Origin of the sequence: Lentzea sp. NPDC003310, from assembly GCF_040610935.1 — a bacterium.
Taxonomy (GTDB): Bacteria; Actinomycetota; Actinomycetes; order Mycobacteriales; family Pseudonocardiaceae; genus Lentzea.
On sequence record NZ_JBEXNC010000011.1, the window covers coordinates 151,387 to 165,556 of the forward strand.

Sequence of the window (14,170 nt, forward strand, 5' to 3'; positions counted from 1 at the left end):
CTCCGCCTAAGGTCGTTTACGTGGCAGTGGACATCTCGCTAACCCCACCGCAGCCCCGTCCGAGCGCGGCGGCCATGAGGCGTGCGCTGCGCCGGGCCGCTGACGGTGCCGTGCTCGACGCGACCGAGGCGGCCGTGTTGCTGCACGCGCGCGAGGACGACCTGGACGCGTTGCTGACGGCGGCGGGCAAGGTGCGGGACGCCCACCTGCTCGCCGAGGGGCGGCCCGGGGTCGTCACGTACAGCCGGTCGGTGTTCATCCCGCTGACCAGGCTGTGCCGGGACCGGTGCCACTACTGCACGTTCGCGACCGTGCCGCACAAGCTGCCGGCCGCGTTCCTCGAACGCGACGAGGTGCTCGCGATCGCGCGCGCCGGTGCCGCGCAGGGGTGCAAGGAAGCGCTGTTCACGCTCGGCGACCGGCCGGAGGACCGCTGGCCCGCCGCGAAGGAGTGGCTGGAGGCGCGCGGCTACGAGTCCACTTTGGACTACGTGCGCGCCAGCGCCATCGCGGTGCTGGAGGAGACCGGCCTGCTGCCGCACCTCAACCCCGGCGTGCTGAGCTGGGAGGAGCTCACGCGGCTGCGGCCCGTCGCGTCCAGCATGGGCATGATGCTCGAGACCACGGCCGAGCGGTTGTGGAGCGAGAAGGGCGGCCCGCACTACGGCAGCCCCGACAAGGACCCCGCCGTCCGGCTGCGCGTGCTCACCGACGCAGGCCGCGTGAACGTCCCGTTCACCACCGGGATCCTCATCGGCATCGGTGAGACGATCAGCGAGCGCGCCGATTCGTTGCTCGCGATGCGTCAAGTCGCGAAGCAGTACGGGCACATCCAGGAAGTCATCATCCAGAACTTCCGCGCCAAGCCGGACACGGCGATGCGCGGCATGCCCGACGCCGACCTGACCGAGCTCGCGGCGACGATCGCCGTGGCACGCCTGGTGATGCCGTCGACGGTGAGCGTGCAGGCGCCGCCGAACCTCGTCGGCGGCGAGTTCGCCCTCATGCTGCGCGCGGGCGTCGACGACTGGGGCGGCGTCTCGCCGGTCACGCCCGACCACGTGAACCCCGAGAAGCCGTGGCCCCAGGTGGACCAGCTCGCCCAGACCACCGCGCAGGCCGGTTTCTCCTTGCAGGAGAGGCTGAACGTCTACCCGCGCTACGTGCGCGCGGCCGCCGGGCAGTGGATCGACACGCGGCTCACGGCCCACGTTTCCGCGCTGGCGCTGGAAAGCGGCCTCGCGAACCCGGACGCGGAGGTCGCCGGCCGCGAGTGGCAGGAACCCGACGGCGGCCTCGACACGTTCGGCCGCGCGGACCTCAACACCGCGATCGACACCGAGGGCCGCACGAGCGACCGCCGCGGCGACTTCGACGAGGTCTACGGCGACTGGGACGAGCTGAAGATCCCCGTTGCGCCCCAACGACTTTCCGAAGACGTCCAACGTGGACTGAAGATCGCGGCGAACGACCCCGGCGCGATCCTCGACGACACCGACGCCGCGATGGCGCTGCTGACCGCGGACGGCGACGCGCTGGAGGAGATGGTCCGCCTCGCCGACGACCTGCGCCGCGAGGTGGTCGGCGACGACGTCACCTACGTGGTCAACCGGAACATCAACTTCTCGAACGTCTGCTACGTCGGCTGCCGCTTCTGCGCCTTCGCCCAGCGCGAGCGCGACGCGGACGCGTTCCGGCTCTCAGCCGAAGAGGTCGCCGACCGCGCGCAGGAGGCGTGGGACGACGGCGCCACCGAGGTCTGCATGCAGGGCGGCATCGACCCCAAGCTGCCGGTGACCTACTACGCCGACGTCGTGCGCGCGATCAAGAAGCGCATCCCCGGGATGCACGTGCACGCGTTCAGCCCGATGGAGATCGTGTCCGCGGCGGCGAAGGCGGGCGTGAGCGTCCGCGAGTGGCTCACGGAGCTGAAGGAGGCCGGCCTCGACACGATCCCCGGCACGGCGGCCGAGATCCTCGACGACGACGTCCGCTGGGTGCTGACCAAGGGCAAGCTGCCGACCGCGACCTGGCTCGATGTCGTCGGCACGGCCCACGAACTGGGCATCCGCTCGTCCAGCACGATGATGTACGGCCACGTCGACCACCCCGGTCACTGGCTCACGCACTTCCGCGTGCTCGCGCGGCTGCAGGACCGCACCGGCGGGCTCACCGAGTTCGTCGCGCTGCCGTTCGTGCACCGCAACGCCCCCATCTACCTGGCCGGAGTCGCCCGCCCCGGCCCGTCGCGACGGGACAACCGCGCCGTGCACGCGTTCGCACGGCTGGCGCTGCACGGGCGCATCGACAACATCCAGTGCTCCTGGGTGAAGCTCGGCGACGAGGGCACGGCGGAGATCCTCAACGGCGGCGCGAACGACATCGGCGGCACGTTGATGGAGGAGACCATCAGCCGCATGGCCGGGTCCGAACACGGGTCGGCGCGCACGGTGAGTGAGCTCGAGACCCTGGCTTCACTAGCAGGGCGTAACGCCCGTCAGCGGACTACGACATATGGGCGAGTGCAAAGCGATCACCCGTGACCGATAGTCTGATTCGGCGCATAGACGCTACCGGCGATCGGTAGCTTGGCGGCCAATCAGTCAGCGAGGTTCACCCGTTCCGGGGTGGATCTGTGCCATGGGGAGGCTCGGCAAGTGCACGGCATGAGTCTGGTTGTGAGCGCGGCGGTCGAGAGCAGCATGACCGGCACCGCAGCTGCGGGTCCCGTGGGTCTGATCGCGGTCGGCGCGGGTATCGGCGGTCTGGTGTACGGCCTGGTCAAGCGCCGCAAGCCGGCCCCCGTCATCGCGGCCAACCAGCGCATCGACCTGGGCCAGCAGGACACCGCGCAGAACTGATCCACCTGGTCTGAGAAGATTTCGTCCGTGTCCACGGAGAACGCGCCTGCAGAGCCCGTAAAGCGCCCCCGCGTCCTGTCCGGCATCCAGCCGACGGCCGGGTCGTTCCACCTCGGCAACTACCTGGGTGCGGTGCGGCAGTGGGTGGCCCTGCAGGAGGCCCACGACGCGTTCTACTGCGTCGTCGACCTGCACGCGATCACCGTGGAGCAGGACCCGAAGACCCTGCGGCAGAACACCCGCGTCTCGGCCGCGCAGCTGCTCGCGCTGGGCATCGACCCGGATCGGGCGACCCTGTTCGTGCAGTCGCACGTGCCGGAGCACGCCCAGCTCGGCTGGGTCATGCAGTGCCTGACCGGCTTCGGCGAGGCCGCGCGGATGACGCAGTTCAAGGACAAGTCCGCACGCCAGGAGCAGTCCGTCGGCGTGGGCCTGTTCACCTACCCGATCCTGCAGGCCGCGGACATCCTGCTGTACCAGGCGCACTACGTGCCGGTTGGCGAGGACCAGCGCCAGCACCTGGAGCTGACCCGCGACCTCGCGACGCGGTTCAACTCGCGCTACGGCAAGACGTTCCGGCTGCCCGAGGCGTACATCGTCAAGGACACGGCCAAGATCTTCGACCTGCAGGACCCGACGGCGAAGATGAGCAAGTCGGTGCCCGGCGGCGTCGTCGAGCTGCTCGAGGACCCGAAGCGCTCGGCCAAGAAGATCCGGTCCGCGGTCACCGACACGGGCCGCGAGATCGTCTTCGACGTCGAGAACAAGCCGGGCGTCTCGAACCTGCTGACGATCTACTCGGCGCTGACCGGCCGCACGGTCGAGTCGCTGGTCACCGACTACGACGGCAAGGGCTACGGCGACCTGAAGAAGGACCTCGGCGAGGTCTTCACCGAGTGGGTCACGCCGGTCCAGGAGCGCGTGAAGACGTACCTCGACGACGTGGCGACGCTCGACAAGATCCTCGCCGCCGGCGCCGAGCGCGCACGTGAGGTCGCGGCGGGCACGTTGCGCCGCACGTACGAGAAGATCGGGTTTGTGCTGCCGTAATCTGCCCGGCTAGTGCAAGTGCACTAGCGTCTTGATCGTGGACAAGTGGCGGCAGAAGTACGCGTGGCTCGACCACATCATGCGTGCGTACGAGCGCTTTGATCAGAGGTACGGCACCCAGCACGCCGCTGCGGTCACGTACTTCAGCGTGCTCTCCCTCGTGCCGATCCTGATGATCGGGTTCGCGATCGCCGGTTTCGTGCTGCAGTCGCAGCCGGACCTGCTCGCGTCGTTGCGGCAGAGCATCGCCGAGGCGGTGCCGGACCAGCAGCTGCGCTCCCAGATCAACGAGGCCGTCGACACCGCCCTGGAGTCCAAGGGCACCGTCGGCATCATCGGTCTGCTCGGTGCCGCCTACTCCGGTCTCGGCTGGATGAGCAACCTCCGCGACGCCCTGACCGCGCAGTGGGGCCAGGCCAAGGGGGAGCTGCCGTTCCTGGGCACGCTGTGGCGGGACCTGCTGTCGTTGGTCGGCCTGGGCCTCGCGATCGTGCTGTCGTTCGGCATCACGGCGCTCGGCACCGGCTTCGCCGAGCAGATCCTGGAGTGGCTGGGCCTCGCGGACGCCGGCTGGGCGCACGTCCTGCTGCGCATCGGCACGATCGTGCTGTCGCTGCTCGCGAACTGGCTCGTGTTCCTCTGGGTGCTGTCCCGGCTGCCGCGCAAGCCCGTGGGCTGGCGCTCGGCGGTGCGCGGGGCCCTCGCGGCCGCGATCGGCTTCGAGGTGCTCAAGCAGCTCGCCACGATCTTCCTGTCGTTCACGACGAAGTCGCCGACCTCGGCCGCGTTCGGGTCGGTCATCGGTGTGCTGGTGTTCGCGAACCTCGTGGCGCAGTTCATCCTGTTCATCACGGCCTGGACGGCCACCGCGCGGGAGAACCGCGAGCCGGAGGTCGTGAAGGCGCCGCCGCCCGCCGTGATCCAGCCCGTGGTGACCGTGAAGCAGGGGCCGTCGCCGTCGTTGATGATCGGTGCCGGAGCGCTCGCGGGAGCCTTGCTCGGGCTGCGCTGGCGCCGCAAGTAGTCCTTGAAAGGAGAACGGCCCCAGCGCGTGTGCGCTGGGGCCGTCGTTCCAGGGGTCTCAGACGCCCTGTCCCGCCTGAGCGGCCTGGCGGCGTGCCCTGGCCGCCTTGGCCCGCTTGTTGCGGAACACGAGCAGCAGGGCGGCCAGCAGGCCGATGCCCGCCGCGGCCGTGATCGGGAGGCCGACGGTGCCGAACGCGGTCGGCGCGGGACGGCCGGTCTCCGGGTCGGTGGCCGCCGCGGTGTCCTGGTCGGTGCTGCTCTGGGTGGGGACGACGTTCTGCTTGGGCTGCGGGGCGCCGTCGACGAGCTTGCCCACGCCGCCGGGGCCCATGGCGAAGCCGTAGTCGAGGAGCTTGCCCGCCTGCGCGTCGATCCGCGTGGGCGTCTGCTGGCCGCGCAGCAGCACCACGACGAGGCGGCGGCCGTTGCGCTCCGCGGCGCCCACGTAGGTGTGCTGCGAGTCGTCGGTGAAGCCGGTCTTGCCGCCGAGCGCGCCCTGGTAGTTCGTGAGCAGGCGGTTGTCGTTCTGCAGCATGATCGTGCCCCCGTTGCGGCCGGGGAACTGCGACTGCTGCAGCTTGATGGCCTGCGCGAACTCGTCGTACTTCATGGCGCCGCGGAAGATCAGGCCGACGTCGTAGGCCGACGTGCTGGTGCCGGGGCCGTCGAGGCCGGACGGGGTCACGGCGCGGGTGTCGAGGGCGCCGAGCTCCTTGGCCATGGCGTTCATCTTGCGCAGGGCGTTCGGGACGCCGCCGAGCTGGCGGGCGAGCGTGTGCGCCACGTCGTTGCCCGAGGTGAGCAGCAGCCCGTGCAGCAGCTGGCGGACGGTGTACTGGCCGCCGTCCTTCAGGCCGACGCAGGTGCACTCCTGCTGGGTGTCCTCGGCGCTGGCGGTGACGACCAGGTCGCCGCGGAGCTCCTTGGCGACGACCATCGCGAGCAGCACCTTCATGATGCTGGCGGGACGCTGGCGCCCGTGCGGGTCGTACGCGGCGAGGACCGCGCCGCTGTCCATGTCCGCGAGCAGCCACGAGGCGGCGGTGATGCCGCTGGGCGGCTGGGCCGAGTTCGGCGGCAGGATCAGGCCGCACTCGCCGAGCCGGTCGCCACCGATGGGCTTCTCGGGCACCTCGAGCGGGGTCGGGGCCTTCTGTCCCGGCGCCGGCTGCTCGGACGTGTCCACCGGCGGCGGAGGGGTCTCGCGGTTAGCGCACTGCGCCGAGCCGGCGGCCTGCTGTGCGGTGCTCGTCGGTGCGGCGAACGCGGCGGTGGCCGTTGCTAGGACCAGGGCGACGATGAGCCGTTTTGGGAAGGGCACACGTTCAGGCTATCCACCCCCGTTTAGCCGCTTGCACGCACCACGTCCGATACTGGTGAACGTGAAGCTCTCGCGCCCGATGTCACTCTTCCTGGTGGCTTTCGGAGTGTGGTCGTGGGTGATCTGGCCCACGTTCCTGAAGAACATCTGGAAGGACCCACGTTCGTTTAGCGACGGACCTACCGCCTTCTTCACGGTGCACCTGGTGCTCGTGATCGCCTCGCTCGTCTTCGGCACCGTCATCGGCGTGCTGGGCGTGCGGGGTTTCCTGGCCACTCGACGTCGATAGGGAAAACGCTGTGGAGTTCGTACGCCTGCTGCTGGTGTTCCTGCACCTGCTCGGCATGGGCATGCTCGTCGCGATGATCATGTTGCAGGCCCGGGCCGGCAAGGACGCGCCGGTCAACAAGGGCTGGCTGCACGGCGCGGCGCTGCAGCTGCTGACCGGCATCGCGCTCGTCGGCATCGACCCGCTGGTCGACTCGGTGAAGTACGACCACATCAAGATCGGCGTCAAGCTGCTGGTCGTGGTGGCCATCGCCGCCGTCGTGGCGATCAACGTGAACAAGCCGAAGGCGCCGTCCTGGCTGCTGCCGACCGCCGCGTCGCTCGTCGTGCTGAACGTCGGAATCGCGGTCTTCTGGACCTGATCGGGCGATGTCGTGATCACTCGTGGGTGACGTGGGCCTGCTTTTGACCCGACTTGCGGTACCCGCGCGCCACCATCCGTGGCATGTCACGTATCGCCTATTTCGGTGTGCTCACCGCCGGGGCAGTGTTGACGGTCGTCTCACTGCACGGTGCCGCCCCGGAGGCCACGGCTTCCGGGGATGGCCAGGTGTGCGCCGCTGCGTGGTGCCCGAAAGACCGTCCCGGATGGCGCGCGCCGTCGCCGAGAGGTGAAGAGCCTCCGTCGTCGACCACGACCACCCCGGCCACGACCATCACCACTCCGTACACGACCACGACGACTCCGGTGACCACCACCACGACGGAGTCCACGACCACGACGACGTCGACCACCACAACGACGGAGTCGACGACCACCACGACCGACTCGACCACGACGACGACCGACTCGACGACGACCACGACGCCGACGTCGACCACGACCACGACCTCGTCCTCGTCCTCGTCCACCACGACGCCGCCGACCTCGACGACGACGTCCGGCACCACCACGCCACCGGTCACCACGACGACCACGAAACCGTGGCTCACGACGCCGCCGGTGACCACCACCACCCACACGGTTCCGGTGCACCAGGACAACCGCCTGGCCAACACCGGCACCTCGCCCGTGTGGACGCTGCTGCTCGGCGTCCTGATGCTCGTCGGCGGCTCGGTCCTGATGCTCCTCGACCGCGCCAGGCGCCAGCCCCGCCGCTGACCGCCGAGAACTGTCGGTGCTCCTCGTCACACTGATGACGTGCGAATCGAACACCTGCGCGAACGCAGCGATCTCGGCGTCATCAGTGCCGGCACCCTGAAGTCACTGGGTGTCACCAACCCGTGGCGACGGTGCGCCTCGGGCGGGCCGTGGCAGCGCATGTACCCCGGCGTCGTGCTGCTGCACAACGGCCCGCCCACCCCGGACCAACAGCTCACCGCCGCTCTCCTGAGAGCGGGCCCGGGAGCCGTGGTGACGGGCGCCTGGGCGTGCCGCCGCCACGGCCTCCCCGCGCGGGGGCTGGAGATCCACCTGCTGGTGCCCGGCTCCGTGCGCGGCAGCGGCTCCCTCATCCTCGAACGCACCTCACCGGTACCCGCTGCCACCGACGTGGGCGGCTTCCCCGTGGTGTCCGCGGCCCGAGCAGTGGTGGACGCGTGCCGCTTCCTGCGCTCCGTCGACGAGGCCACGGCCCTGATCGCCGCCGCGATCCAACGAGGCCACTGCACCCCGGCGGAGTTGGCGGCCGAGGCTCGCACCAACCGCTACGGCACGAAGCTGGTTCGTTCTGTGCTGCGCGAACTGGGCCGGGCGGAGTCGGTGGCGGAGCGGGATGCCCGCCGGTTGTCGCGTCGGATCCGGCTGACCACGCCGCACTGGAACGCGACGATCGCCGGGGCCGACGGGCTGATCATCGGGCGGCCCGATGCCTGGTACGACGACGTGGGGCTGGCGTGGGAGATCGACTCGCGGGCGTTCCACTACGGGGTGCGCGACTACGAGCGCACGCTTGCCCGCAACAGTCGTTATGCGGCGGCGGGGATCTTGGTGGTGCAGACGTTGCCGACGCGGTTGCGGGATCAGGCGGAGGCGGTGGGGAAGGAGTTGAAGGCTGCGTACCGGGCGGCCGCGGCTCGGCCACGGCCGCCGGTCCGGGTGGTGGAGATGGGCTGAGGGTGCCTGGGGTGTGGCGCGGGATCGGGCGACGCGGGTGGGGTGACGCAGGCGGAGCGACACGGGAGGGACTATCCGGCCGGGTGACGCGGGTGGGGTGACCCAGCCGGGACGACCCCGGCGGGTGACGCGGGCGTGATGACGCGGCAGGTCGACCTGGCCGAGACGCCCTGGCGGGCGACCGAGGCGGGGCGACCCAGGCGGGGCGACACCGTGGGCGCCGCCAAGCCGACCCGCTGGCGCACCCCAACGCGCCGCCGGACCTGCCGCCTCGGAAGCCGCCGCCGCGGAGCCGCCGTAGTGGAGCCGCTGCGTCCCGAACGCCCCGCCGCGGCCCCCAGAACGCCGAAACGCCGCGCCCCCAACGGGAACGCGGCGCTTCGAAGCAGCCAGGAACTCAGACGCGCTTGAACAGCAGCGCCCGCTTCACTTCCTGGATCGCCTTCGTCACCTGGATGCCACGCGGGCAGGCGTCGGTGCAGTTGAAGGTCGTCCGACACCGCCACACGCCGTCGATGTCGTTGAGGATGTCGAGCCGCTCCTCAGCGCCCTCGTCGCGCGAGTCGAAGATGAACCGGTGCGCGTTCACGATCGCCGCCGGGCCGAAGTACGAGCCCTCGGTCCAGTAGACCGGGCAGGAGGTGGTGCAGCAGGCGCACAGGATGCACTTCGTCGTGTCGTCGAACCGCTCGCGGTCGGCGACGGACTGGATGCGCTCGCGCGTCGGCTCGTTGCCGTACGTCACGAGGTACGGCTTGACGGCGCGGAACGCCTCGAAGAACGGCTCCATGTCGACGAGCAGGTCCTTGTTCACCGGCAGGCCCTTGATGGGCTCGATGGTGATCGTGGTGTGCTTGTCGCCCTTTTCCAGGAGGTCCTTCAACAACACCTTGCACGCCAGGCGGTTCACGCCGTTGATGCGCATGGCGTCCGAACCGCAGATGCCGTGCGCGCACGAGCGGCGGAACGTCAGCGTGCCGTCCACGTACCACTTGATGTAGTGGAGCAGGTTCAGCACGCGGTCCGACGGGAGCGCGGGGATGTCGAACGAGTCCCAGCGCGGCTCGTCGTCGAACTCCGGGTTGAACCGGCGGACCTTCACGGTGACCGTGACAGCGCCGTCCGGAACCGGGGGCTGCGAGCCGCGCGAGCCGGTGGCAGTTTCAGCGGTGGCGGTCATCAGTACTTGCGCTCCATCGGCTTGTACCGGGTAAAGGTCACGGGCTTGAAGTCCATGCGGATGTCCGCGCTGAGACCCTCGCCCTGCTTGTAGAACATGCTGTGGCGCATGAAGTTCGTGTCGTCGCGGTTCGGGTAGTCCTCGCGGGCGTGGCCGCCGCGGGACTCCTTGCGCGCGAGGGCACCGTGCACCAGCACCTCGGCGAGCTCCAGCAGGAAGCCGAGCTCGACGGCCTCGAGCAGGTCCGTGTTGAAGCGCTTGCCCTTGTCCTGCACGGAGATGTGGGCGTAGCGCTCCTTCAGCGCCTGCACGTCGTGCAGGGCCTGCTTGAGCGTGTCCTCGGTGCGGTAGACGGACGCGTTGGCGTCCATGGTGGCCTGCAGCTCGGTGCGGATGTCCGCGACGCGCTCCTGGCCGTGCTCCGACAGCGCCAGCGAGACCTGGGCCTCGACGTTCGCGGCCGGGTTCTCCGGCAGGTCGACGTGCGACTCGCGGGAGTTGGCGTACTCCGCGGCGGCGACGCCGGCGCGGCGGCCGAAGACGTTGATGTCCAGCAGCGAGTTCGTGCCCAGGCGGTTCGCGCCGTGCACGGAGACGCAGGCGCACTCGCCGGCGGCGTAGAGGCCCGGGACGATGTTGTCGTTGTCCCGCAGCACTTCGCCGTGGATGTTCGTCGGGATGCCGCCCATCGCGTAGTGCGCGGTCGGGTAGACCGGGACGGGCTCGACGACCGGGTCGACGGCCAAGTAAGTCCGCGCGAACTCGGTGATGTCCGGGAGCTTCGTCTCGAGGACCTCGGCACCGAGGTGCGTGCAGTCCAGCAGCACGTAGTCCTTGTTCGGGCCGGCGCCGCGGCCTTCCAGCACCTCGAGGGCCATCGAGCGGGCCACGATGTCGCGCGGTGCCAGGTCCTTGATGGTCGGGGCGTAGCGCTCCATGAACCGCTCACCCGAGGCGTTGCGCAGGATCGCGCCCTCGCCTCGCGCACCCTCGGTCAGCAGGATGCCGAGACCGGCGAGACCGGTCGGGTGGAACTGGTAGAACTCCATGTCCTCCAGGGGCAGGCCCTTGCGGAAGACGATGCCCATGCCGTCGCCGGTCAGCGTGTGGGCGTTCGACGTGGTCTTGAAGACCTTGCCGAAACCACCGGTCGCGAACACGACGGACTTGGCCTGGAAGACGTGGATCTCGCCGGTCGCGAGCTCGTAGGCGACGGCGCCGGTGCAGACCGGGCCGTTCTCCGTCTCGGTCAGGCAGATGTCGAGCACGTAGAACTCGTTGAAGAACTCGATGCCGTGCTTGACGCAGTTCTGGTAGAGCGTCTGCAGGATCATGTGACCGGTGCGGTCCGCGGCGTAGCAGGCGCGGCGCACGGCGGCTTCACCGTGGTTGCGCGTGTGGCCGCCGAACCGGCGCTGGTCGATCTTGCCCTCGGGCGTGCGGTTGAACGGCAGGCCCATCTTCTCGAGGTCGAGGACCGCGTCGATGGCCTCCTTCGCCATGATCTCGGCGGCGTCCTGGTCGACCAGGTAGTCGCCGCCCTTGATCGTGTCGAAGGTGTGCCACTCCCAGTTGTCCTCCTCGACGTTGGCGAGGGCGGCGCACATGCCGCCCTGGGCCGCGCCGGTGTGCGAACGCGTGGGGTAGAGCTTGGTGAGCACCGCGGTGCGGGCGCGCTGGCCGGACTCGATTGCCGCGCGCATTCCGGCACCACCAGCGCCGATGATGACTACGTCGTACTTGTGGAACTGCATTGTGGTGGGCTCCCCGCGCGGGTCAGTTCGAGATGTTCGGGTCGAAGGTGAAGATCACGAACGTGCCGAGCGAGATGATCAGGACCATCGACACGTAGAGCAGCATCTTCAACCAGAACCGGGTGGAGTCCTTGCGCGCGTAGTCGTTGATGACCGTCCGCACGCCGTTGCCGCCGTGGATCTGCGCGAGCCAGAGCATCGCGAGGTCCCAGAACTGCCAGAACGGCGAGGCCCAGCGGCCGGCGACGAAACCGAAGTTGATCTTGTGGACGCCACCGTCGAGGATGTTCATGATGAACAGGTGGCCCAGGACCAGGACCACGAGCAGCAGGCCGGACAGGCGCATGAACAGCCAGCTGTACAGCTCGCCGTTGCCGCGGCGGGCGGCCGGGCGGCGCGGCTGACGGGGCTTGTCGAGTGCGAGTGACATGGCTCAGTGACCCCCAACCAGGTCGGAGATCGTGCGCTCCATCATGAAGTAGAAGCCGGGGATCATCACGAGGACCCACACGACCAGCACGGTCCACAGCATGACCCGCTGGTACTTGGCGCCCTTCTCCCAGAAGTCGACCAGCATGACCCGGATGCCGTTCAGCGCGTGGTAGAGCACCGCGCCGACCAGGCCGACCTCGAAGAGGTTGACGACCGGGTTCTTGTAGGTCTCGATCACCGCGTCGTACGCGTTCGGGGACACCCGCACGAGGGCGGTGTCGAGCACGTGGGTGAAGAGGAAGAAGAACGTGAGGACACCGGTGATCCGGTGGGCGACCCAGGACCACATGCCCAGATCACCGCGGTAGAGCGTCCCACCCCCTCGGGTGGTGCTCGGCCGTTCGGGTGCGCCTGCGCTGGTCATGCGCCGCGGCCTCCAACGTCAGTGGTGGTGGTCGGTGAACACTTCTGTCCGACCATGACCGGGAAATGCTAGTCCCGCACGTTGGACCCTTGACAGCAGGCGCACCCGCTCTGTGATCGATGAGACACGCTGTCGATCGGCCAAGCGGTCTGGATCGATTCGGAAATGCGGTCCACGCCACATTTCGGGCATTTGTACCGGGACGAAGAGGACGGCGGCCAGGACCTCCGCCTTGGTCCGGGCCGCCGTCGTCGGCAAGGGCACTTGCCGCCACTCACACGAGCGGAGGCCCGCGAGCGGTTCAACGGGATCGGGAGGAACTTCGTCCACCGTCGAAGCGCAGGCCGCGCGCCGCTCGGCGAGCGGAACTGCTCCAACCGGACGAAGATCGGTGCGGAGAAGGGCCTCAAGAGGACAAATCGCCACGCCCCGAACACGAGTGATCACCTCTCGTACGGCCAAAGCGTCGAATGCGTAACCGATAGGGGTCTTTGTAGGTGCTGGCGGCAACGGGGTTGGTTACTAAGAGGTACGGTGCCGCGTCTAGGACCCAACAACGTCGTTGGGGAGGAACCTCAGGGAGGAGACGCGCCGTGCGTCGTCAAATGCGTGGTGTCGCGGTCGCCGCGATCGCGTTGACCAGCGTGATGACTATGGCCGCCTGCGCGAAGGACTCGGGTGGCGGTAACACGAACTCCGGCACCGGCAGCGGCGCCGCTTGCGAGTTCGCTGAGGCTCCGAGTGCTCCGGCCACCTCGAACACCAGCGCCGCCGCAGGCGACAAGGTGGACGCGAGCGCGCTGAAGATCGGTCTCGCCTACGACATCGGTGGCCGTGGCGACGCGTCGTTCAACGACTCCGCCGCCGCCGGTCTGGACAAGGCCATCGCGGACATGGGCGTGAAGAAGGAGAACACGCGCGAGCTGTCCGCCGCCCCGAACGAGGACGAGTCCGCCAAGCAGACCCGCCTGCGCCAGCTCGCGTCCGAGGGCTTCAGCCCGATCATCGGTGTCGGCTTCGCCTACGCCGAGTCGATGAAGCTGGTCGCCGCGGAGTTCCCGAACGTCAAGTTCGGCCTGGTCGACTCGGCCGTCGAGGGCGCCGCCAACGTCACGCCGCTGCTGTTCGCCGAGCAGGAGGGTTCCTTCCTCGCCGGTGTCATCGCCGCGTACCAGAGCAAGAAGTGCCACGTCGGCTTCGTCGGCGGCGTCGAGATCCCGCTGATCCAGAAGTTCGAGGCGGGCTACGTCCAGGGTGCCAAGGCCGCCGCGCCGAAGATCCAGGTCGAGAAGAAGTACATCACGCCGGCCGGTGACTTCACGGGCTTCCAGGACGCCCCGAAGGGCCAGGAAGCCGCGAAGGGCCAGATCGACAAGGGCGCCGACGTCATCTACCAGGCCGCGGGTGCGTCCGGTAAGGGCATCTTCTCGGCCGCGAAGCAGGCCAACGTGCTGGCGATCGGTGTCGACTCCGACCAGTACAACCAGGCCACCGTCGCGGACACCAAGGACGTCATCGTCTCGTCCATGCTCAAGCGCGTCGACGTCGCGGTCTACGACTACGTCAAGGCCGTCGCGAAGAACGACCTCGCCGGCCTGCCGAAGGTCTTCGACCTGAAGGTGGACGGTGTCGGTTACGCCACGTCGGGTGGCAAGATCGACGCGAAGCTGCAGGGCATCCTCGAGGGCTACAAGGCCCAGATCATCGAGGGCAAGATCAAGGTCGCGGACAAGCCGTAGTCCGAAAGCCAAACCACCACCGGGCCCTGTGAGGATTTC

15 protein-coding genes are annotated in these 14,170 nt (G+C 68.9%); 9 read left to right on the top strand and 6 right to left on the bottom strand.

Annotated elements, in window-relative coordinates:
- Positions 1–20: 20 nt before the first annotated feature.
- The 4 genes from ABZX02_RS23765 to yhjD all read left to right on the top strand — a co-directional run bounded on the left by ABZX02_RS23765 (position 21) and on the right by yhjD (position 4,935).
- On the top strand, positions 21–2,543 hold the full coding sequence (locus tag ABZX02_RS23765; RefSeq protein ID WP_355300748.1) for a bifunctional FO biosynthesis protein CofGH: 2,523 nt from the start codon (positions 21–23) through the stop codon (positions 2,541–2,543).
- A 123-nt stretch (positions 2,544–2,666) separates the two neighbouring features.
- The gene (locus tag ABZX02_RS23770) at positions 2,667–2,861 is read left to right on the top strand and encodes a hypothetical protein (protein WP_355300749.1); all 195 of its coding nucleotides are present in this window, start codon (positions 2,667–2,669) and stop codon (positions 2,859–2,861) included.
- Positions 2,862–2,888: 27 nt separating this feature from the next.
- Entirely contained in the window at positions 2,889–3,911 is a 1,023-nt protein-coding gene (trpS, locus tag ABZX02_RS23775) for a tryptophan--tRNA ligase (protein WP_355300750.1), read from the top strand.
- 37 nt (positions 3,912–3,948) lie between these two features.
- Positions 3,949–4,935 (top strand): inner membrane protein YhjD, encoded by a 987-nt coding sequence (gene yhjD / locus ABZX02_RS23780; RefSeq protein ID WP_355300751.1) that lies wholly within the window; start codon positions 3,949–3,951, stop codon positions 4,933–4,935.
- Positions 4,936–4,992: 57 nt separating this feature from the next.
- Here yhjD and ABZX02_RS23785 read toward each other — a convergent pair whose 3' ends face one another.
- Positions 4,993–6,258 (bottom strand): D-alanyl-D-alanine carboxypeptidase family protein, encoded by a 1,266-nt coding sequence (locus ABZX02_RS23785; protein WP_355300752.1) that lies wholly within the window; start codon positions 6,256–6,258, stop codon positions 4,993–4,995.
- A gap of 61 nt (positions 6,259–6,319) precedes the next feature.
- Between ABZX02_RS23785 and ABZX02_RS23790 the strand changes: the two genes are divergently transcribed.
- Positions 6,320–6,547, top strand: coding sequence for an SCO4848 family membrane protein (locus ABZX02_RS23790; RefSeq protein WP_030478462.1), 228 nt, complete (start codon positions 6,320–6,322; stop codon positions 6,545–6,547).
- Positions 6,548–6,557: 10 nt separating this feature from the next.
- The gene (locus ABZX02_RS23795; protein ID WP_355300753.1) at positions 6,558–6,908 is read left to right on the top strand and encodes a hypothetical protein; all 351 of its coding nucleotides are present in this window, start codon (positions 6,558–6,560) and stop codon (positions 6,906–6,908) included.
- Between the two features lie 97 nt (positions 6,909–7,005).
- Here the strand turns inward: ABZX02_RS23795 and ABZX02_RS23800 are convergent, their stop codons facing one another.
- Entirely contained in the window at positions 7,006–7,500 is a 495-nt protein-coding gene (locus ABZX02_RS23800) for a hypothetical protein (RefSeq protein WP_355300754.1), read from the bottom strand.
- On the opposite strand from ABZX02_RS23800, the gene ABZX02_RS23805 reads away from it, so the two are divergent.
- Together ABZX02_RS23805 and ABZX02_RS23810 are read left to right on the top strand one after the other, a co-directional pair.
- Positions 7,490–7,648, top strand: a complete 159-nt coding sequence (locus ABZX02_RS23805; RefSeq protein ID WP_355300755.1) for an LPXTG cell wall anchor domain-containing protein — start codon at positions 7,490–7,492, stop codon at positions 7,646–7,648. The two genes, ABZX02_RS23800 and ABZX02_RS23805, sit on opposite strands and share 11 nt — an antisense overlap.
- A 39-nt stretch (positions 7,649–7,687) precedes the next feature.
- Positions 7,688–8,602, top strand: coding sequence for a hypothetical protein (locus ABZX02_RS23810; protein ID WP_355300756.1), 915 nt, complete (start codon positions 7,688–7,690; stop codon positions 8,600–8,602).
- 397 nt (positions 8,603–8,999) lie between these two features.
- Here ABZX02_RS23810 and ABZX02_RS23815 read toward each other — a convergent pair whose 3' ends face one another.
- From ABZX02_RS23815 to sdhC, 4 genes are read right to left on the bottom strand one after another with little or no spacing between them, the layout of a single operon-like run.
- Complete coding sequence (locus ABZX02_RS23815) at positions 9,000–9,782, bottom strand: succinate dehydrogenase iron-sulfur subunit (RefSeq protein WP_355300757.1); 783 nt, start codon at positions 9,780–9,782, stop codon at positions 9,000–9,002.
- Positions 9,782–11,536 (bottom strand): succinate dehydrogenase flavoprotein subunit, encoded by a 1,755-nt coding sequence (gene sdhA, locus ABZX02_RS23820; RefSeq protein WP_355300758.1) that lies wholly within the window; start codon positions 11,534–11,536, stop codon positions 9,782–9,784. The genes ABZX02_RS23815 and sdhA overlap by 1 nt, the downstream gene beginning before the upstream one ends.
- A gap of 22 nt (positions 11,537–11,558) precedes the next feature.
- Positions 11,559–11,966 (bottom strand): succinate dehydrogenase hydrophobic membrane anchor subunit, encoded by a 408-nt coding sequence (locus ABZX02_RS23825; RefSeq protein ID WP_285643312.1) that lies wholly within the window; start codon positions 11,964–11,966, stop codon positions 11,559–11,561.
- Positions 11,967–11,969: 3 nt separating this feature from the next.
- On the bottom strand, positions 11,970–12,392 hold the full coding sequence (sdhC, locus tag ABZX02_RS23830; RefSeq protein ID WP_355300759.1) for a succinate dehydrogenase, cytochrome b556 subunit: 423 nt from the start codon (positions 12,390–12,392) through the stop codon (positions 11,970–11,972).
- Positions 12,393–12,997: 605 nt separating this feature from the next.
- On the opposite strand from sdhC, the gene ABZX02_RS23835 reads away from it, so the two are divergent.
- Positions 12,998–14,131 carry a BMP family ABC transporter substrate-binding protein gene (locus tag ABZX02_RS23835; RefSeq protein WP_355301060.1) on the top strand — a complete coding sequence of 378 codons (1,134 nt, stop codon included), beginning with the start codon at positions 12,998–13,000 and terminating at the stop codon, positions 14,129–14,131.
- Positions 14,132–14,170: the final 39 nt, after the last annotated feature.